At 66.3% G+C, this 17,694-nt stretch carries 17 protein-coding genes, 1 tRNA gene and 1 pseudogene; 13 read left to right on the top strand and 6 right to left on the bottom strand.

The features are described from left to right. Positions 1–123 precede the first annotated feature (123 nt). The 4 genes from ACLQ3I_RS07345 to ACLQ3I_RS07330 all read left to right on the top strand — a co-directional run bounded on the left by ACLQ3I_RS07345 (position 124) and on the right by ACLQ3I_RS07330 (position 5,385). On the top strand, positions 124–1,377 hold the full coding sequence (locus ACLQ3I_RS07345) for a pyridoxal phosphate-dependent aminotransferase (protein ID WP_425792267.1): 1,254 nt from the start codon (positions 124–126) through the stop codon (positions 1,375–1,377). 117 nt (positions 1,378–1,494) lie between these two features. Then, positions 1,495–3,282 (top strand): SDR family oxidoreductase, encoded by a 1,788-nt coding sequence (locus ACLQ3I_RS07340; protein ID WP_425800932.1) that lies wholly within the window; start codon positions 1,495–1,497, stop codon positions 3,280–3,282. 13 nt (positions 3,283–3,295) lie between these two features. Then, positions 3,296–4,231 carry a metal-dependent hydrolase gene (locus ACLQ3I_RS07335; protein WP_425800930.1) on the top strand — a complete coding sequence of 312 codons (936 nt, stop codon included), beginning with the start codon at positions 3,296–3,298 and terminating at the stop codon, positions 4,229–4,231. Between the two features lie 14 nt (positions 4,232–4,245). Then, positions 4,246–5,385, top strand: a complete 1,140-nt coding sequence (locus tag ACLQ3I_RS07330; protein ID WP_425800928.1) for a PDR/VanB family oxidoreductase — start codon at positions 4,246–4,248, stop codon at positions 5,383–5,385. Here the strand turns inward: ACLQ3I_RS07330 and ACLQ3I_RS07325 are convergent. Next, positions 5,347–6,924 (bottom strand): DHA2 family efflux MFS transporter permease subunit, encoded by a 1,578-nt coding sequence (locus ACLQ3I_RS07325; RefSeq protein WP_425800926.1) that lies wholly within the window; start codon positions 6,922–6,924, stop codon positions 5,347–5,349. The genes ACLQ3I_RS07330 and ACLQ3I_RS07325 overlap by 39 nt on opposite strands. Before the next feature lie 165 nt (positions 6,925–7,089). Here ACLQ3I_RS07325 and ACLQ3I_RS07320 point away from each other — a divergent pair, with 165 nt between their 5' ends. Both ACLQ3I_RS07320 and ACLQ3I_RS07315 read left to right on the top strand, forming a co-directional pair. Then, on the top strand, positions 7,090–7,665 hold the full coding sequence (locus tag ACLQ3I_RS07320; RefSeq protein ID WP_425792262.1) for a TetR/AcrR family transcriptional regulator: 576 nt from the start codon (positions 7,090–7,092) through the stop codon (positions 7,663–7,665). A 35-nt stretch (positions 7,666–7,700) separates the two neighbouring features. Further along, positions 7,701–8,471 (top strand): MerR family transcriptional regulator, encoded by a 771-nt coding sequence (locus ACLQ3I_RS07315; protein ID WP_425792261.1) that lies wholly within the window; start codon positions 7,701–7,703, stop codon positions 8,469–8,471. 1 nt (position 8,472) lies between these two features. Here the strand turns inward: ACLQ3I_RS07315 and ACLQ3I_RS07310 are convergent, their stop codons facing one another. The 3 genes from ACLQ3I_RS07310 to dcd form a co-directional block, all read right to left on the bottom strand. Further along, on the bottom strand, positions 8,473–9,786 hold the full coding sequence (locus ACLQ3I_RS07310; protein ID WP_425800924.1) for a hypothetical protein: 1,314 nt from the start codon (positions 9,784–9,786) through the stop codon (positions 8,473–8,475). Positions 9,787–9,850: 64 nt separating this feature from the next. Then, complete coding sequence (locus tag ACLQ3I_RS07305) at positions 9,851–11,272, bottom strand: UDP-glucose dehydrogenase family protein (RefSeq protein ID WP_425800922.1); 1,422 nt, start codon at positions 11,270–11,272, stop codon at positions 9,851–9,853. A gap of 126 nt (positions 11,273–11,398) precedes the next feature. Next, on the bottom strand, positions 11,399–11,968 hold the full coding sequence (gene dcd / locus ACLQ3I_RS07300) for a dCTP deaminase (protein WP_267630612.1): 570 nt from the start codon (positions 11,966–11,968) through the stop codon (positions 11,399–11,401). 197 nt (positions 11,969–12,165) lie between these two features. Here dcd and ACLQ3I_RS07295 point away from each other — a divergent pair, with 197 nt between their 5' ends. Then, entirely contained in the window at positions 12,166–13,596 is a 1,431-nt protein-coding gene (locus ACLQ3I_RS07295) for a hypothetical protein (RefSeq protein WP_425800920.1), read from the top strand. A 23-nt stretch (positions 13,597–13,619) separates the two neighbouring features. Here the strand turns inward: ACLQ3I_RS07295 and ACLQ3I_RS07290 are convergent, their stop codons facing one another. Beyond that, entirely contained in the window at positions 13,620–14,681 is a 1,062-nt protein-coding gene (locus ACLQ3I_RS07290) for a hypothetical protein (protein WP_425800918.1), read from the bottom strand. A gap of 193 nt (positions 14,682–14,874) precedes the next feature. Between ACLQ3I_RS07290 and ACLQ3I_RS07285 the strand changes: the two genes are divergently transcribed. The 5 genes and pseudogenes from ACLQ3I_RS07285 to ACLQ3I_RS07265 all read left to right on the top strand — a co-directional run bounded on the left by ACLQ3I_RS07285 (position 14,875) and on the right by ACLQ3I_RS07265 (position 16,473). Next, a tRNA-Gly gene (locus tag ACLQ3I_RS07285) sits at positions 14,875–14,948 on the top strand. Between the two features lie 291 nt (positions 14,949–15,239). After that, a complete protein-coding gene (locus ACLQ3I_RS07280; RefSeq protein WP_425800916.1) occupies positions 15,240–15,524 on the top strand; it encodes a DUF2249 domain-containing protein in 285 nt (94 codons plus the stop codon). Further along, complete coding sequence (gene fdxA / locus ACLQ3I_RS07275; RefSeq protein ID WP_425792245.1) at positions 15,521–15,871, top strand: ferredoxin; 351 nt, start codon at positions 15,521–15,523, stop codon at positions 15,869–15,871. The genes ACLQ3I_RS07280 and fdxA overlap by 4 nt, the downstream gene beginning before the upstream one ends. A 5-nt stretch (positions 15,872–15,876) precedes the next feature. Further along, positions 15,877–16,005, top strand: a pseudogene (locus ACLQ3I_RS07270) (helix-turn-helix domain-containing protein); the annotation flags it as partial. A 72-nt stretch (positions 16,006–16,077) separates the two neighbouring features. Beyond that, a complete protein-coding gene (locus ACLQ3I_RS07265; protein WP_425792853.1) occupies positions 16,078–16,473 on the top strand; it encodes a hypothetical protein in 396 nt (131 codons plus the stop codon). A gap of 54 nt (positions 16,474–16,527) precedes the next feature. On the opposite strand, the gene ACLQ3I_RS07260 is transcribed toward ACLQ3I_RS07265, so the two are convergent. Continuing rightward, a complete protein-coding gene (locus ACLQ3I_RS07260) occupies positions 16,528–16,977 on the bottom strand; it encodes a hypothetical protein (protein ID WP_425800914.1) in 450 nt (149 codons plus the stop codon). Positions 16,978–17,162: 185 nt separating this feature from the next. Between ACLQ3I_RS07260 and ACLQ3I_RS07255 the strand changes: the two genes are divergently transcribed. Then, positions 17,163–17,687 (top strand): DoxX family protein, encoded by a 525-nt coding sequence (locus tag ACLQ3I_RS07255; RefSeq protein WP_425800912.1) that lies wholly within the window; start codon positions 17,163–17,165, stop codon positions 17,685–17,687. Positions 17,688–17,694 lie beyond the last annotated feature (7 nt).

Raw genomic sequence — 17,694 nt, 5'->3', positions numbered from 1 at the left:
CGCGCCCACAGTGGCGCGGTCGACGTGTTTCTGCGCCCGATCCCCGCTTAACTGACCAGACGTCGCGCAACCCTGACAGACACCCGGAAAACCGGTTTGCGCAGTGCTGTCACAATTGAACTCGTGAGTAGACCGCATGTATCGCATCTGAACCAGAACCTCAAGCCACTCGAGCAGTCGCAGAAGCTGCAGAACGTGTGCTACGAGATCCGGGGGCCGGTGCATGCGCATGCGGCACGACTCGAGGCCGAGGGCCACCGGATCATGAAGCTCAACATCGGCAACCCGGCCCTGTTCGGTTTCGAGGCACCCGATGTGATCATGCGCGACATGATCCACGCCCTGCCGTATGCACAGGGATACTCCGAGTCGGCGGGTGTCCTCTCGGCCCGACGTGCCGTCGTCACCCGATACGAGCTCATCCCCGACTTCCCGTATTTCGACGTCGATGACGTGATCCTGGGCAATGGTGTGTCCGAGCTGATCACGATGACCATGCAGTCGCTGCTCAACGACGGCGACGAAGTGCTCATCCCCTCGCCCGACTACCCGCTCTGGACGGCGATGACAGCGCTGTCGGGCGGGCGCGCGGTGCATTACCGCTGCGATGAGGACAACGGCTGGAACCCCGACATCGCCGACATCGCATCGAAGATCACCGACCGCACCAAGGCGATCGTGATCATCAACCCCAACAACCCGACCGGTGCCGTCTACTCACGCGAGGTCCTCGAACAGCTCGTCGAGCTCGCCCGAGCGCATTCACTGTTGATCATGGCCGACGAGATCTACGACAAGATCCTCTACGACGACGCAGAGCACGTGAACGTGGCATCGCTGGCCCCGGATCTCCTCTGTCTCACCTTCAACGGCCTGTCGAAGGCCTACCGGGTCTGTGGCTATCGCGCCGGCTGGCTGGTCCTCACCGGCCCGAAGGATCATGCGCGGGGATTCATCGAAGGTCTCGGCATCCTCGCCTCCACCCGGCTCTGCTCCAATGTGCCCGGCCAACATGCCATCCAGGTCGCACTCGGCGGCTATCAGAGCATCGACGCCCTCGTCGAACCCGGCGGACGTCTCTTCGAGCAGCGCAATGTCACCTGGGAGAAGCTCAATCAGATCCCCGGCGTCAGCTGCGTGAAGCCGATGGGCGCGCTCTATGCCTTCCCCCGCCTCGACCCCGAGGTACACGAGATCCACAACGACGAACTGTTCGTCCAGGACCTGCTCCTGCAGGAGAAGATCCTCGTCGTCCAGGGAACGGGCTTCAACCTCACCGACCACAACCATTTCCGGATCGTCACCCTCCCCTGGTCCCGCGACCTCGGTGTTGCCATCGAACGAATCGGAAACTTCCTGTCGTCATATCGGCAATGACCTGCGCGGATATAGCTCCGACCGAATACACGTGACGCCGCGTCACGGACACTCTGGTCAATTCATGTGACGCTTGGTAACGTCTAACTCCATTCGATCGTCTCGAAGGAGAGTCGCATGGTCGATTGGCGTAAGAGCAGTGTCAGCAACGACGGGATTCACCTCGCCGTTTTCGAAGTGGCGGGGTCGGCTCGGCCCGACGTCGCGGACCCCCGTCCGACGGTCCTGCTCGTCCATGGATGGCCGGACACCCATCACCTCTGGACCCACGTGGCACCGGCACTGGCCGAGGATTTCCGGGTGGTGGCCTACGACTGCCGCGGATTCGGGGAGAGCGACCGTCCCGACGGCGACGACCCGTACCGGTTGAGCGTCCTCGCCGACGACCTGTTCGCGGTGGCCGAGGCCGTCAGTCCCGATCGGCCGATCCACCTCGTCGCCCACGACTGGGGATCGGTGCAGGCCTGGGAGGCGGTCACCCGACCGGGCGCAGAACAGCGCATCGGATCGTTCGTCTCCGTGTCCGGTCCCAACCTCGACTACCTGGCCGACTGGGCGCGCGACAATCTCTCCCGCCCGACTCCGCGCAAACTGGGACACGCTCTTGCCCAAGCGACTTCGTCGTCGTACACGGTGTTCTTCCAGCTACCAGTGCTGCCGAGGATGTTCTTCGGCGCGGTGGGGACCCCAACGGTGTGGCGCGAGTTCCTCCATCGGGTCGAGGGCACGCCACGGGAGAACGTGGTGGTCGCAGACACATTGGGCGACGACATGATCTCCGGCCTCCGGCTCTATCGGGCCAACATCAGACAGAAGCTGCGCAAACCCGAGTCGCGTCCGACGGCGGTCCCGGTACTCGAACTGGTCAACGAGCGCGACATCGCGCTGCGCCCGGCGATCTTCGACGATACGTACCGGCACGCTCAGCGCCTGTGGCGACACAGCACTGCGACCGGGCACTGGCTCCCGTACACCAGACCCGGGTATCTTGCTGATGTGGCACGAGACTTCATCGCCACTCACTCCACGGGCTCGCGCACCGACACCACGGGCCGGATCGACCGCGCGCGAGTGTTCAGCAGGCCTAACCCCCTGTCCGGCAAGCTCGCCGTGATCACCGGTGCAGGCAGTGGCATCGGCCGTGCCACTGCGCGCGCCCTCGCCGAGCGGGGATGCGAACTCATCCTGGTCGACATCGACACCGCGGCCGTCGAGGAGACCGCCCGGGAGAGCAAGGCCGCCGGCGCCCTGGCGTCGTCGTATGAGCTCGACGTCTCCGATACCGCGGCAGTGGAGGACTTCGCCGGCGTTGTCCGCACCCGGCACGGAGTCCCCGACATCGTGGTCAACAATGCCGGGATCGGTCTGGCCGGTGGTGCTCTCGACGCGACGGACGAACAGGTCGACCGCCTGCTCGACGTGAACCTGCGCGGGGTCGTCTCCGGCAGTAGGGCATTCGGCAGGCAGATGGTCGAACGTGGCGTGGGCGGGCACATCGTCAACATCGCTTCCGCCGCAGCGTTCACACCGCAGCGGACGCTCGGGGTCTATGCGGCCTCCAAGGCGGGCGTGCTGCTGTTCACCGAATCACTGCGAGCGGAATTGGCCGAACACCGGATCGGCGTGACCGCGATCTGTCCGGGCATCGTGGACACCGCCATCGTGGGCAACACCCCGATCGCCGGGTTGGACACGACACAGGAAGTAGCCGAACAAGATCGGCTCGCCGGCCTGTATCGTCGCCGCGGCTTCACCCCGGACAAGGTCGCCGACGACATCGTCCGCGCCATCATCCGGGACAAGGCTGTTGTCCCGGTGACGGCCGAAGCCAAGATCGGCTACCGCGTTTATCGATTCACCCCCTGGCTGTCGCGGTTCGCGGCACGCCAGAAGGTCACCCGCTAAAGAGGATTCGACGATGTCTGCGACCGCACATGCCGACCATCCACATCCGATCAGCGTCGCTCGTGAGCCACGCGATGCGGACGGCTCCGATCCGGGGCCGGTGGAACTCCACGCCCGCAATGTCACCTTCGACTGGTCGGACACACCACTGCACTGGATTCCCGACCACCCGGTCGCGTCCAACTTCATCAGTGTCCTCAACCTCCTGCTGCCCGAAGGGGAACGATGGTTTGTGGAGACCTACAACGAAGCGCTCCCGCTCGTCGCCGACGACGAACTCGCCTCCACCATGCGCGGATTCATCGGGCAGGAGGCGATGCATGCCGAGGCCCACGACCACGTGCTGTGGGAGTTCCTCGACCATCACGGAATCGACCCGAGGCCCTACCAGCGGCAGATGGAATGGATCTTCCGAAAAGTACTGGGCCCCATGCGCAGCGGTAGCCCCAAAGCACGGCAGAAGCACCTCATCGAGCGCCTGTGGCTCATCGCCGCCCTGGAGCACTACACCGCGATCCTCGGCGATTTCGCCCTCAACAACACCTGGGTCGTATCCGGTGCCGATCCGGGGATGACCGACCTGTTCACGTGGCATGGCGCCGAGGAGGTCGAGCACCGTGCGGTCGCCCACGAGGTGGCGATCTATTTCGGCGACGGCTATCTGCGGCGCGGCCGCGCGATGCTGGTGGCTCTGCCCGTGCTGCTGTTGCTGCTCAACCGCGGCTTCCGGTTCATCATGAAGCAGGACACGTCGTTGTCGTACAACTACTTCCAGCGGCAGTACCACTACTTCCGCGGGGTCCATGCCGGCGTGCTGCCGAAGATGCGCAAGATCGTCCTGGCAACCTTCAGCTACTTCCGGCCTGGATTCCATCCCAACGAGATCGGCAGCACCGCGCAGGCCGTGGCCTATCTCGCCACGTCTCCGGCCGCCCGCAACGCCGGCTGACCCGAAGGCCTCCGATGAACCAGCGTGCACACCCACACAGCACCGAGATGACCGCTCCCCCTCCGCATCTGTACGGACGGTGGCGTCACGACCCGTTTCTCACCATGGGCACGGTCATGGCGAAGATGTGGTGGCCGTTCTGGCGGCCCCTCGCGCCGCTGCACCCAACCCCGGCCGACGACGGCGTGACCACTCTGCAGCTCGTCGACCGGGAAGTGGTGGCCGCCGACGAGAATGTCGTCGCGCTGACCTTGGCCGCGCCCGACGGCGACATCCTCGCCCGGTGGCATCCCGGTGCTCACCTCGACCTGCTTCTGCCGTCGGGCCGGATGCGGGAGTACTCGCTGTGCGGAGACCCGGCCGATCGGCACATCTACCGGATCGCCGTGCGTCGCATCCCCGATGGCGGCGGCGGATCCATCGAGGTACACGACGGCCTGCACGTAGGCGACCCGATCTCGATCAAGGGACCTCGCAACGCCTTTCCCCTGGCCATCCCGGGGCACGGGTCGCACGCGCGGTCGATCCGGTTCATCGCGGCCGGCATCGGCATCACCCCGATCCTCCCGATGCTGGCCGCCGCCGATCGATTCGGCCTCGACTGGTCGATGATCTACACCGGACGCACGATCGAGTCGATCCCGTTCCAGGACGAGCTGACCCGGTACGGCGACAGGATCACCATCCGCACCGACGCCGAACTCGGTCTGCCGTCCATGGACGAACTGCTCGGTCCGGTCGATCCCGAGACCGGCCGCGCGCCAGGCGGACTCGCGGTCTACTGCTGCGGGCCGGTACCGATGCTGGAGCGCCTGCGCAGACATCTGGCCGATCGCCCCGACATCGAACTGCACTACGAACGTTTCAGCCCACCGCCCGTGCTGGATGGCCGGCCCTTCACGGTCACACTCGCGTCGACGGGTCAGGAGGTCCCGGTGGCGGCCGACGAGACCGCGCTCGCCGCCATCCGGAAGGTCCTGCCGTCGGTCCCGTATTCGTGTCAGCAGGGCTTCTGCGGAACGTGCAAGGTGAGGATGCTGTCCGGCGCTCCCGATCACCGCGACAACATCCTCACCGAACCGGAACGCACCCAGGGCATGTTCCTCACCTGCGTGTCACGGGCGAACGGCGACCGCCTCACTCTCGACCTCTAGGCCTGCGGCGGCGTCGACGATCGGCGGCGCGTCGGTTTCCGGCCCACTCGGGACACCCCGCAGGAAGTACGCAGCCGCGAGCGCCGCGGCCGCGGTGACCGCGACCGCCACCCAGACGGCACTGTGCAGGCCTTCGACGAACACATCCTGCACCGCAAACCGCACCTGCTGCGCAACCTGGGACGGCGCTCGGGCGGCCACCTCGACTCCCGACATCACCGAGTCCTCCGCGATCCCTGCGGCAGCCCGCGGCACGCCGAGATCGGCGAGCCCGCCACCGACTCCCGAGGTGTACACCGAGGTCAACACGGAACCCAGCACCGCGACGCCGAGCGTTCCGCCGAGCTCACGCGTGGTGTCGTTGACGGCAGAACCGGCGCCCGCCTGCTCAGGCGTGAGTGCGTCCATGATCACCTGGGTGCACGGCCCCGAGATGAACGCGAGCCCCATCGCCATCAGCGACATCGACCAGATGATCAGTTCCCAGTAGCCCGACATCCGCGACGACACCTCGACGAGCGCGAAGCCGCCCGACATCAGCAACGCACCGACCACGGACACCATCCGCGGCCCGAATCGGTGCGACAGCGCCATCGCGACCGGCGAGAAGACCGCCATCACCAATGCGAACGGAAGGGTGCGCAGTCCGGCCTCAAAGGGACCGTAGCCCTTGACCGCCTGGAAGAACTGGGTGATCAGGAAGATGAAACCGAACAGCGCGAAGAACGCGACACTGATCATGCCGGCGGCCGCGGCGAAGTGACGGTTGGCGAACAGCCGAATATTCAGGATCGGATGCTCGATCGCCAGCTCCCGCCACGCGAAGAGCCCCAGCGCAACTCCCGCGACGATCAGCCCGCCGACGGTCCGCGGATCGGCCCAGCCGAAATGCGGCCCCTCGATCACCGAGTAGGTCAGCAATCCGAGACCGATGATCGAGAGCACCAGACCTAGTGCGTCGAAACGGGATACGGACTCCGGACGAGTTCCCGGTACCACCAGAACGATGGCCGGCGCGGCCACCGCCGCCATCGGCAGATTGACCCAGAACACCGACGACCACGAATAGTGCTCGAGCAACCAGCCGCCGAGTACCGGACCGATGGCCACTGCGATGCCCGACGTCGCGGCCCAGATGCCCACGGCCGCAGCACGTTGCCTGGACTCGGTGAAGATCGACATGATGATCGCCAGAGTCGCCGGGAACACCAGGGCGGCGAACAACCCGAGTCCGCCGCGGCTCGCGATCAATTGCCCCAGGGTGTGCGAGGACGCCGCCAGCACCGACACCACGGCGAATCCGGCGATACCGGTCAGCAGCATGCGACGGTGACCGAATCGGTCACCGAGATAGCCGCCGGTGAGCAACAGGCCGGCGAACACGAGCGTGTAGGCATCCACGATCCATTGGAGCCCGGAGATCCCGGCATCGAGATCGCGCGCCATGGTGGGCAGCGCGACGTTGACGATCGTGTTGTCGACCATCACGAGCAGTTCGGCAAAGCAGAGGGCCGCCAGGGCGAGCCAACGAGTCTTCATGACTTCTCCTTCGAATTTTCCGGTCCTGAGCAGCGAGCGTCACGTTTTTCGTTCCCTGAAGAGCGAGCTTGCGAGCGTCACGAAGGGCCGGAGGTCAGAACGCCGTCACATTGCTGTAGCACGTTGTTCTATTCAAGAAGAACACTGTTCTAGTAGGCTGTCAACATGTCGCCGCAGAAAACTGTCCGAACTCCCGCAACCGAAGTGCGCGCGAACCTCGTCTCCGCCGGGCGTCGGCTGCTGGAACGTGAGGGCGCAACCGCGCTGACGGTTCGCGCCGTGGCCACCGAGGCCGGCGTGGCGCCGATGGGCGTCTACAACCATTTCGACGGCAAGGACGGCCTGCTCGACGCCGTGGTGACCGATGGATTCGCCGAGTTCGCCACCACAGTCGCCGCACACGACGGCGATGCGACGACACGACTGCGCAACAGCGGCCGCAATTACCGGGCGTTCGCGGTCGCCAACCCGATCCTCTACGGATTGATGTTCTCGGCCGAGTGCACGGCCGACGACGAGGTGGCCGCCCGTGCCTTCGGGGTGTTGGCGGACATCGTCCGCTACGGCCAGGTGGCCGGGGTGATCCGTTCCGGCGATCCGACACAGCTGGCCGCGCAGATCTGGGCCTGTGTGCACGGCGCGGTGTCGTTGGAGCTCGGCTCGGTGTATCCGCCGTTCGTCGACGCGTCCGGCTCGTACGAGGAGGTCCTCGACCTCATCGCGCGAGGAGTCGCGGCCTGAGCCAAGCGGTCGACCCGATCTGGGACAATGTCGCGGTGACCGAATACCGGATCGACGATCTGGCACGGGCCGCGGGCACCACCACCCGCAACGTCCGTGGCTACCAGGACCGCGGTTTGCTCCCGCGCCCGCTGCGGCGTGGACGCATCGCCATCTACACCGATGCGCACCTCGCGCGGCTGCGGGTGATCAACGATCTGCTCAAACGCGGTTTCACCATCCGCCACATCGGTGACTTCCTCTCCGGGATCCAGCGCGGCGACAACCTCGCCGAGGTGCTGGGCCTCGAGGAAGTGGTGTCCGAGCCGTGGTCGACCGCGACGTCGACCACGATGGCGGCCGACGACCTCAAGGACCTGCTCAACTCCGGAAACCCCGCGCATTTCGCGCGTCTCGCAGAATTCGGCCTGATTGCCCCGAAGGGCGACGAGGCGCACCCAGAGCAGTACACGATTCTCGATCAGGAAACCGTCTCCGCGTACGGCCGCCTGGTGAAACTCGGGTTGCCCCTCAGCGGCATCCTCGACGTCCACGGCCGGCTCGACCAGGAGATGGCAGCGGTCGCAAAGGTGGTGATCTCCGCAGGACGTCGCGCCATCACCGAAGGTCACGAGGACGGCTGGTTGCCCCGTACGCCTGCCGAATCCGAGTGGGCGAAAGAACTTCTCGGTGAGATGCGGCGGGCCGGATCGGTCTCGGCGCACAACGCCCTCGACCGCGCCCTCGATCGAGACCTGGCGCGCCAGCTCAACGATTATCTCGGCCGGGCGCGCCACACGAATGCGGAGAACCCCTCGGTCGACTGACCTATCCCGGCAAGACGATCGGCGGCAGTCCGGGGATCGGATTGGGGAAGACGCGCTGCCGTGGGAGGGGGGGCGGCGCCGGTGCGGGTGCCGGCGCCGGCGCCTGTTGCCGCGGTCGCGGTGGCGGTCGCGGCACGGCCCTCCGCGACTCGCCGGTGCGCTGCCTGCCGGTCGTCGTCTCGTCGGATGACGATCCCTCGCTGGTCGTCTCCGGAGGTGGCGGGGGTGGCGGTACGTAGTTGACCGCCGGTACCCGCGCTTCCGTGAGGTCCGCCGGGTCGGCATAGGTCGAGTCGTTCTGCGACGTGGCCGTCGCGTCGTCGCCCATGGCAGACGGCTTATCGGAGTCCCCGCCACCGGTCACCGCCACCGCGGTCGCGGTACCGATCGCGATGATCGCGCAGATGGTGGCGATGCCGATGAGAGCACGCCTACCCGTCAGTCGCTGCCGCCACACCATCGCGCGGGTCGCCGGTCGCAGTTTCCCGGCGTCCGGCTCGGCCTCCCAGCCGCTCGGTTCGGCGACGGGACGAGGCGCGGGCAGCTGCGGCGGCTGCGACTGTTCCGGGTCCGGTTCCGGTGTGCTCGGTGGAACCGGCTCGGACACAACCAGTTCCGAGGCCAAGGGCGGCGACGCGGGCGGCCGGGTCCCGAGTGGCACCCCGTCGTCGTGGCGCCTTTCGGAGAGATCGGCCTCGGGAGTTCCTGGCGATTTCAACGCGATCACCGGCACCGGCGCCCGCCGTCCGAGCATCGCGGCGAGGCCGGGCCAGGACTCATGGCCGCCGGCGAGCACCAGAGAGGTGATGCGGCCGGGGGCATCTGCGGCCGCCTCTTCGCACAGCACACTCACCGCGTCCGCCTGGTCCGCGGTCGCCTCGTCGAAATCGCGTTGCGCGACGCGGAAGTACTCCACGTGGTCGCGCCCGACGATGAAGGTGCCGTCCGTCGTGGCGAGACGAGTTCGTCCTCGACACGCGAGGTCGAGCAGTTCGACAGACCACTCCTCGGTGGTCGGCTGTGCCACCCGCCCGATCCGGACCAGGTGTGCCGCCAAGAGATGGTCGAGCGCCGCAGGCCGGATCGCGGGGGCCATCAGCGCACTCACCGATGCATCGAGGCGCGGGTCCACCGTGGTGACCCTCAGGCCTTCGTCGGTGACATCGACCAGCAGGAACGGAAGGTCGGCGGGAATGCCCCGGGCCAGTTGTCGAGCGGCCACATCACCGAGGAGTTCATGGCTGACCGGGTGCGCGTGAACGTCGGTCGTGGTGGCCAATGCCCCACGACCAATGGTCGTCGCCTCGTCTGTCATCCGATCTGATGCCCTGCGTCGATGAACCCATCTGATATCCGGAATTCACGACAGTAACATGCAACTAGGGAGAATGCGGCGAAACGTTAGCTGCGACCTGCGGCAACGCCTGCCCGGCCACGCCCGGATGGGCCGTTCTCGGCGCGGTGACGGAACGCATCGGGCCACCGATCGCGTGAAACCGCCATCCCGCCGACCGCCACGCGCCGGCGTCGAGGCAGCGCCGCCCGTCGACGATGACGCGCGATCGCACGACGCCGGACAGCTCCTCGGGACCCATGTGGACGAACTCGGCCCACTCGGTGGCCACCACCACCGCGTCCGCCTCCTCACAGGCCTCCACGGCGCTCGGCGCATAGGACAGCATCGGGTACATCCGCCGGGAGGTCGCGGTGGCCTTCGGGTCGAACACACTCACCGACGCCCCGCGCAATGCCAGCTGTCCTGCGACGTTGAGGGCAGGAGAATCCCGGACATCGTCGCTCTCCGGTTTGAAGGCCGCACCCAGCACGGCGACATTCGCGCCGAGGACGTCGCCGCCGACGGCGTCGGCGACCAGCTCGACCATCGCCGTCCGACGGCGGTTGTTGATCGCGTCGACCTCCCGCAGGAAGCGCAGCGCGTCCCCGGCACCGACCTCGTCGGCGCGTGCCATGAACCCACGGATGTCCTTGGGCAGGCATCCGCCACCGAAACCGAGTCCCGCGTTGAGGAATCGGCGACCGATCCGCCCGTCGTAGCCGATCGCATCGGCGAGCGTCGACACATCCGCACCGACCACCTCGCAGATCTCGCTGATGGCATTGATGAACGAGATCTTGGTGGCCAGAAAAGCATTGGCCGACACCTTCACCAGTTCCGCCGTCGCCCAATCGGTCCGGATGAAGGGCACACCGGTCTCCAGGATCTCCCGGTAGATCTCGGCGGTCACCTGCTCGGCGTTGCCGGTGGCGGCGTCGTCGGGATCGGTCCCCAGCACGATGCGGTCGGGCTCGAGGGTGTCCTCGACCGCGAATCCCTCCCGGAGGAACTCCGGACTCCAGGCCAGTTCGATCTGTGAGCCCGGCGCGGTGAGTACCGACATCCGTTGTGCAAGCGCGGCCGCCGTTCCGACCGGCACCGTGGACTTTCCGATGATCAGGTGCTCACCCCGCAGCAGGGGTGCCAGGGCGTCGACCGCCGACTCCACGTGCGAGAGGTCGACGCCGTAACCGCGACGCTGCTGAGGTGTCCCCACCCCGAGGAAATGCACAGACGCAAACGATGCCGCGTCGCGGTGATCGGTGGTGAAGCGCAGCCGGCCCACATCGAGATTGCGGCGCAACACGTCACCGAGCCCGGGCTCGAAGAACGGCACATCTCCCGCCTGCAATCGCGCGACCTTGTCCGCGTCGACATCCACGCCGAGCACGTCGTGCCCGAGTTCTGCCATGCACGCCGCATGAGTGGCCCCGAGGTACCCGCAACCGATGACTGTCAGCTTCATGCCTTCAGTGAGTACGCGCGGTTTCCTGCGACGACGCATCCATGACATGACCCGTCCCGATCGGGCTGGTGAACACCGAACGGCCAAGGTGAACTGCACGCCAACGCGGCCCGCGTGGGAGCAGTGCTACGGCTTGGTGAAGTTCAGATACGCCTTCGACGGGGTCGGTCCGCGCTGGCCCTGGTACTTCGATCCGACGCTCGCGCTCCCGTACGGATGCTCCGCCGGGCTCGACAGCCGGATCAGGCACAACTGTCCGATCTTCATCCCCGGCCACAGGGTGATCGGCAGGTTCGCGACGTTCGACAGCTCGAGAGTGATGTGCCCGGAGAAACCCGGATCGATGAAGCCCGCCGTCGAATGGGTGAGCAGGCCGAGCCTACCCAGCGACGACTTGCCCTCCAGCCGCCCGGCCAGGTCGTCGGGCAGCGAGCACACCTCGAGGGTCGAGCCGAGCACGAACTCCCCCGGGTGCAGGACAAACGGTTCACCCTCGGGCGGTTCGACGAGGCTGGTCAGCTCGTCCTGGCGTTCTGCGGGGTCGATGTGTGTGTAGCGCGTGTTGTTGAAGACGCGGAACAGACGGTCGAGGCGCACGTCGACACTCGACGGCTGCACGAGTGTCGGATCGAACGGTTCGAGCGCCAACCGCCCACCGGCGATCTCGGAGCGGATGTCGCGATCGGAGAGCAGCACACGTGTGAGGTTAACCGACCGGCCCGGATGAACGCCGAATGGACGGTCGCCGTCGAACCAGATGCAACATGGGCCGAACCATGGTCAAAACGCTCAGGAATCTCTTAGAGTGTGCCCGGGGCCGTGATTCTCGTGTGCTCGCTGTGTGACTGCGACGAGATCCGGCGGGTCGGAACGAGCCGGGGGTGCGTGGGGGTATGTGGGGTCAGAGGCTGTCGGTGTCGATGATCGCGGTGGCGATCGTGACGTGCGTGACGCTGTCGTTCGGCGGGGAGAACGGCCTCGGCGCGGTGGCATCGGCGGCACCGATCGCACCTCACTCGGACTCGCGCAGCGCGTCGAGAAGTGCCGAACCGAAGGAATGCGTCGGATCTCGGTTCGCCACCTTCGGCGCGATCTACGACGCCGTCTTCGATTCACTGAAGCCCTATCTGCCACAAGAGATCCAGCAGAAGTCGACATCGATCAAGGCCGGCGCGCATCGTGACATGTCGCGACTGCGGATCTCCTCGCTGGCGGTGTCGAATCACCCGTACGACCTGGGGGCCGACGACAAGGACCCCATCATGAAGTACCGGGATCCGATCTCGCAGTGGGTGGTCACGCAGTTGGTCGCCGTTCGCGACGGCCGGGCCGGGGAGGCCATCCCGGTCGAGAACCTCACGCTGGCGCAGGCCGTCGAGAGCGTCTGGCTCTACCTCTATGTGACGGTCATGGTCCCGCTCACCGTGCTGCGACGCACCCTGCCGAGCATCGGTCCACTGGCAGGCCCGATCAGCATCGGCACGCTCATCACCCTGCCGATCCTTCTCGGCGTGTTCGCCGCCACCCAGCTCTACAAGTCGATCAGCGAGAAACTGGTCGACTCATGCGTCGTTTCCGTCACGCGATCGCAGAAGGCGAATGCCGGGAAGTCGGTCAAAGACCTCCGCTTCGCCTACGCGGTGCCCGGGATGGTCCGGGACATCGCCGGACAAGTCGCGGTGGCCGACGCGGACACGTGTAGGCCGATCGGCGATCTGCCGCTGACCCGGATCGTGACGCGCACCTCGGACTATCTGCAGGCGATCACCGCGAACCCCGCCACCGATCGACAGATCGCCGGGATGACGACGCGTCTGCAGGATTACCTGCGCACCACACGGGTTCACCAGAATCTGATCCCTGCCGACCCTGCCGACTTCAACACGCCGGAGTACATCCTCTCGCAGGTCGGGGTGCTGATCCCCTACGTCGGCGGCGCCCCGCTCGACGTGATCATCGGACTCAGTCACAACCGCAACAACAAGCAGGATTTTGCGGCGACCGTACCGATGTCGGATCTCACGGTGACCAAGTCGCTCACCGCGGCCTATTACGCCTACGCGCTGGCTGCGCACATGGTGGAGCTGGCCTGGCAGGAGGGCGGCACCGACCCGACGGCCGCGCTCGCCAACGATCTGTTCCCCGGTCTCGGGATCACCACCGACATGCTGCCCAAGTCGACCGGCATCGTCGGGGCGCCGAACCTGTACGGACTCGTCGTGTACCACAACGTACTTCGGTCGATGTGCCTCGCGGAGGACAAGCGTCCCGCGCCGGCTCCGACGTCGAGCAAGCGCGTCCCGGTGTCCGCGGCGCGGTGGTGACAGCCCTACCGCGCTCTCGAAACTCAGCCGGGTAACCGCGGCAGCACGATCGGCGGCAGCCCCGGAATCGGATTCGGGATGACCAGCCTGGGTGGTGCGGATCGTGGCCGATTCGGCTGACCGGGCGCCTGCGGCGTGCCGTCGGAGGAAACGTCGTCGGTGGTCGCCGGTGGCGGTGGCGTGTAATTCGTCGCGGGCTCCCGAGCGGCCGCGAACTCGGCGGGATCGGCATAGCTCGATGTCGGTGACGGTGTGCTCGAAGGGAATTCGAGGCTCGACGGGGGTCGGTGCGGTGAGTCTGCGCCGGTGACCGCGAGCGCAGTCACCGTGCCGGCGCCGATGACGGCGACGACCGCGGCCATTGTGATGGCGATGCGTTTGCCGGGGTAACGCGCGGAGGAGTCGGAGGAGATGGTCTGCTGCGGAGCGAGCGGCGACACGGGCTCGGGAGGGGCCGGCTCGGGAGGGGCCGGCTCGGCCGCCGGCATCGGTGCGGGCATCGGGACCGGCGCCGCGGCCGAGACGCCGGCTGGGACACCGACATCACGGATCCCGTCGACGGGCGGGACCGTGGCGACCACGGGCAGCTGCAGGGACCGCCGGAGGACCGCATCGAGGCCGGGCCAGTCATCGCGGTCGCGGCCGAGGACCACCGAGCCGGCGCGGAATTCTTGGGCCATCTCGCGCAGCACGCCGGAGACCTCGGCGGCGAACGGGGCGGTCGCCTCGTCGAGGTCTCGCCGACTGACACGGAAGAACCGCACGTCGCGCTGTCCCATGACGAACGTCCCGTCCGAGGTCGACAGGCGCTCGCGTCCACGTCCGGCGAGTTCCCGAAGTTCATTCCACCAATCGTCTGTCCCTGGCGTCGGCACACGACCGGCCCGGACCAGGTGTTCCGCGAGGGCCTGGTCGAGAGCGATGGGATGCACTGCCCACAGCACACGCTGGGCGAGGGCCGCTTCGACGGCCGGGTCGACGGCGGTGATCAGCAGTCCGTCGTCAGCGATGTCGACGAGCAGAAACGACTGGTCGGTCGGTACTCCGGAAGCGAGTTGGCGGTCGGCGATCTCGGCCGAGCGCATGGAATCCACGATGGTCACGACCCCCGAGTGCGCTCACGGACATTCAGGCATCAAGCTAGCACGTCGCAACCCCACGAGGTCCGATTCGAAGCTGCCCGACCCTCACCGACGGGCTCTCGGAATGCGGGTGTCCATGCGCAGGCTCGACCACGACGTTTGCTACTCTGTCGATCGCGAGGTCAGCGCCTCGCACGCCGATGTAGTTCAATGGCAGAACATCAGCTTCCCAAGCTGAATACGCGGGTTCGATTCCCGTCATCGGCTCCAGTATCACCGCAGTAGTGCGATGTTGAGCGCTCTGCCACTGTCTGCACTTTCAGTATCGAGCAGTCGCCACCGTTTCGTTGGCGAGCTTCCCATCGGGGCCGTCTCCGTTGATCGCGGGTGGCCCTCGGGTGGACGGTTGTTGTTCCCCGGGCGCAGGACGGGCCCCTCAACGCGCGAGTGTCACCGTGCACCGGATCAGTCCATTCCTGACAGGTGGCTACCGATTGCGCCCCACGGACGAACAGGCTAACTTTATTACAAGTCGAGCTTGTTTTTATTGAAAGGTGCACCATGCCGGACATCTCCCTGGATGTACGCGAGATTCCAAAAGCGCAGCGGCACCCGAAGATCTTCTCCATCTTCGATTCACTGGAGGTCGACGAGGCCCTCGTTCTCATCAACGATCACGACCCACGTCATCTGCATGGCGAGTTCGAAGCGAACCTGCCGGGTGCATACGGTTGGGAGTACCTGTCCCGAGAGAAGGGCGACTACCGGATCCGCATCAGCAGGACTGCACGAGCGTCTGCGCGCAAGCTGGGGAACACCGCCGAGCGCACGGCGGTGTTGGAGTGACCTACGTGATCGCACTGCCATGCGTCGACGTGATGGATCGGGCCTGCGTCGAGGAGTGTCCGGTGGACTGCATATACGAGGGTGGCCGGTCGCTGTACATCCATCCCGATGAATGTGTCGATTGCGGCGCATGCGAACCGGTGTGCCCTGTCGAGGCGATCTTCTACGACGACGACGTGCCCGACGAGTGGTTGGCATACGTCACCGACAACGTCGACTTCTTCGAGAAGACCCTCCCCGGACAAAACGGACCACTCGGCTCACCCGGCGGCGCCATGAAGCTGGGCCCGGTCCCAGCCGACGGCCCCCTCGTATCGACATTGCCTGCACAGAAGACCGAGGGTTGACGTCTGTGCGGACCGCCATTCTCGAGATCGTGCGCTCGGCCAGGTCACCGATGACTGTTGCCGAACTGGCAGACGCGACCGGGATACCCCAGACGACCGTCAGATTTCACCTTCGTTCACTCGTCGCTGACGGCCTTGTCGATTCCGAGACCGCTCAGCACCGAGGACCAGGCCGACCCAGACTGCTTTATCGTCCGAAGGCGGCGATGGATCCGTCTGGTCCTCGGAACTATGAGCTCCTCGCCGAGGTCCTGACCGAGGCGCTCGCATCGGTACCGGATGCCGAACGGTGTGCCGAGCAGGCCGGGCGCATCTGGGGCGAGCAATGCGCCCCGCACGGCGTCGACCCGATCGCCGACCTCCTGGTTGTTCTCGGCGATTTCGGGTTCGCCCCGGAGGCAACAGACAGTGGGATTCGGTTGAATCGCTGCCCGTTTCTCGAACTCGCAAGAGACCACCCCGGGGTCACCTGTGCCGTTCACCTGGGAATCATGCAAGGCGTTCTCGCATCACACGCGAGCCCGGTACATCTGGCCGGCCTGGAAGCCTTCGTCGACGCCGACCACTGTTTCGCCACGGTCACCACAGGAGGCCGTCCGTAGCGCAACATCAGGTAGCTGTCGACGAGCTCGCGCCCGTTGTTCGCAACATCCTGTTCACGGCTTGGCTCGGGGATCGTAACCCTGGCCCCCGGGGCCTTGCCCGTGGCGCGGCGGCCGGTCACCCTGCTCGTGGGGCTGCGGCTCGCGACGGATTCCGTCCCGCCCGACGTCGGGGTCGAGCTTGTCGGCGCGGGCGAACTCGCTGTCCACCTCTTGCCGGGACTCGGAGGCACGCTCCTGATGGGTGTTCGCATGCTCGCTGAGACGCTTGGCCTCAGCAGCCTTTTGGTCGGCTTCGGCCTTGGCCTTGCGTGCCAGCGCGTCGGACTCCTCGGCGACTGCTTCACGGTGGCGCACCTCCGACACCTGCGCGGTGGCGTTCTGCCGAATGTCCTGCGCCTCGATCCGCCGGTGTTGTCTGCGCTGTCGCAGGAACAACACCAATGCCACGAGCAGGATGGCCACGACGACGATGGCGATGATGACCCAGATTGCAGTATCCACGGTTCCGCTCCTTCGATGGCAAGGGACTTGAGAGTCATACCCAGAACAGAGCGAGATCAATCATTCGCAGCTCGATGACCTTGCAGCCGTTCGTCGGAGCCGCGTAAGCCACCTGAGTGACCTCTCAGCTAAGCGGACTAGAGTTCGCTTTAGCTGGACGCCACAATGCATGGAGGAACGACACGATGTCTACTGATGTTTCATCGCGAGCGAAGGCGCTCGATCTGGGGCTGCTGACGCTGCGCACCGCGGTGGGAGCGACGTTGTTCGCCCATGGCGCGCAGAAACTCACCGGCTGGTTCGGCGGGCCGGGCATCGAGGCGACCGCATCCGGCATGGATCAGATGGGCTTCAAGCCGGCCAAGCTGTCCGCGGTCACCGCCGGGGTCAGCGAAGCTGCCGGCGGTCTGGTCGCGTTGGGCGCGGGTACCCGGGTCGCCTCGGCGGCCGGAGCCGCAGCCATGATCGCGGCCGCCGACGTGCACCGGCCGAACGGCTTCTTCGCGCAGAACGGCGGGTTGGAGTACCCGGCGATCCTGGGCATCGCATCGGCAACGCTGGCACTGACCGGCCCGGGCCGCTACTCCCTGGACAGCAAGATGGGACATCGACTCGAGCGTGACCGGGTAGGGGTGGCCGCACTCGCCGCCGCGACCGCGGGCGCAGCAGCTGTGCTGTACCGCCGGAAAAAGGTGACAGCCGCCGCCTGACCTTGTA

Source organism: Gordonia sp. DT101 (assembly GCF_049844895.1).
GTDB lineage: Bacteria > Actinomycetota > Actinomycetes > Mycobacteriales > Mycobacteriaceae > Gordonia.
This window is presented reverse-complemented; position numbering and strand designations above follow the sequence as displayed.

Excerpts from the sequence above, each read along its gene's own strand:
- ACLQ3I_RS07340 (WP_425800932.1), top strand. The coding sequence starts at position 1,495 with ATGGTCGATTGGCGTAAGAGCAGTGTCAGCAACGACGGGATTCACCTC.
- ACLQ3I_RS07335 (WP_425800930.1), top strand. The coding sequence starts at position 3,296 with ATGTCTGCGACCGCACATGCCGACCATCCACATCCGATCAGCGTCGCT.
- ACLQ3I_RS07330 (WP_425800928.1), top strand. The coding sequence starts at position 4,246 with ATGAACCAGCGTGCACACCCACACAGCACCGAGATGACCGCTCCCCCT.
- ACLQ3I_RS07325 (WP_425800926.1), bottom strand. The coding sequence starts at position 6,924 with ATGAAGACTCGTTGGCTCGCCCTGGCGGCCCTCTGCTTTGCCGAACTG.
- ACLQ3I_RS07320 (WP_425792262.1), top strand. The coding sequence starts at position 7,090 with ATGTCGCCGCAGAAAACTGTCCGAACTCCCGCAACCGAAGTGCGCGCG.
- ACLQ3I_RS07310 (WP_425800924.1), bottom strand. The coding sequence starts at position 9,786 with ATGACAGACGAGGCGACGACCATTGGTCGTGGGGCATTGGCCACCACG.
- ACLQ3I_RS07305 (WP_425800922.1), bottom strand. The coding sequence starts at position 11,272 with ATGAAGCTGACAGTCATCGGTTGCGGGTACCTCGGGGCCACTCATGCG.
- ACLQ3I_RS07295 (WP_425800920.1), top strand. The coding sequence starts at position 12,166 with ATGTGGGGTCAGAGGCTGTCGGTGTCGATGATCGCGGTGGCGATCGTG.
- ACLQ3I_RS07290 (WP_425800918.1), bottom strand. The coding sequence starts at position 14,681 with ATGCGCTCGGCCGAGATCGCCGACCGCCAACTCGCTTCCGGAGTACCG.
- ACLQ3I_RS07280 (WP_425800916.1), top strand. The coding sequence starts at position 15,240 with ATGCCGGACATCTCCCTGGATGTACGCGAGATTCCAAAAGCGCAGCGG.
- ACLQ3I_RS07265 (WP_425792853.1), top strand. The coding sequence starts at position 16,078 with ATGGATCCGTCTGGTCCTCGGAACTATGAGCTCCTCGCCGAGGTCCTG.
- ACLQ3I_RS07255 (WP_425800912.1), top strand. The coding sequence starts at position 17,163 with ATGTCTACTGATGTTTCATCGCGAGCGAAGGCGCTCGATCTGGGGCTG.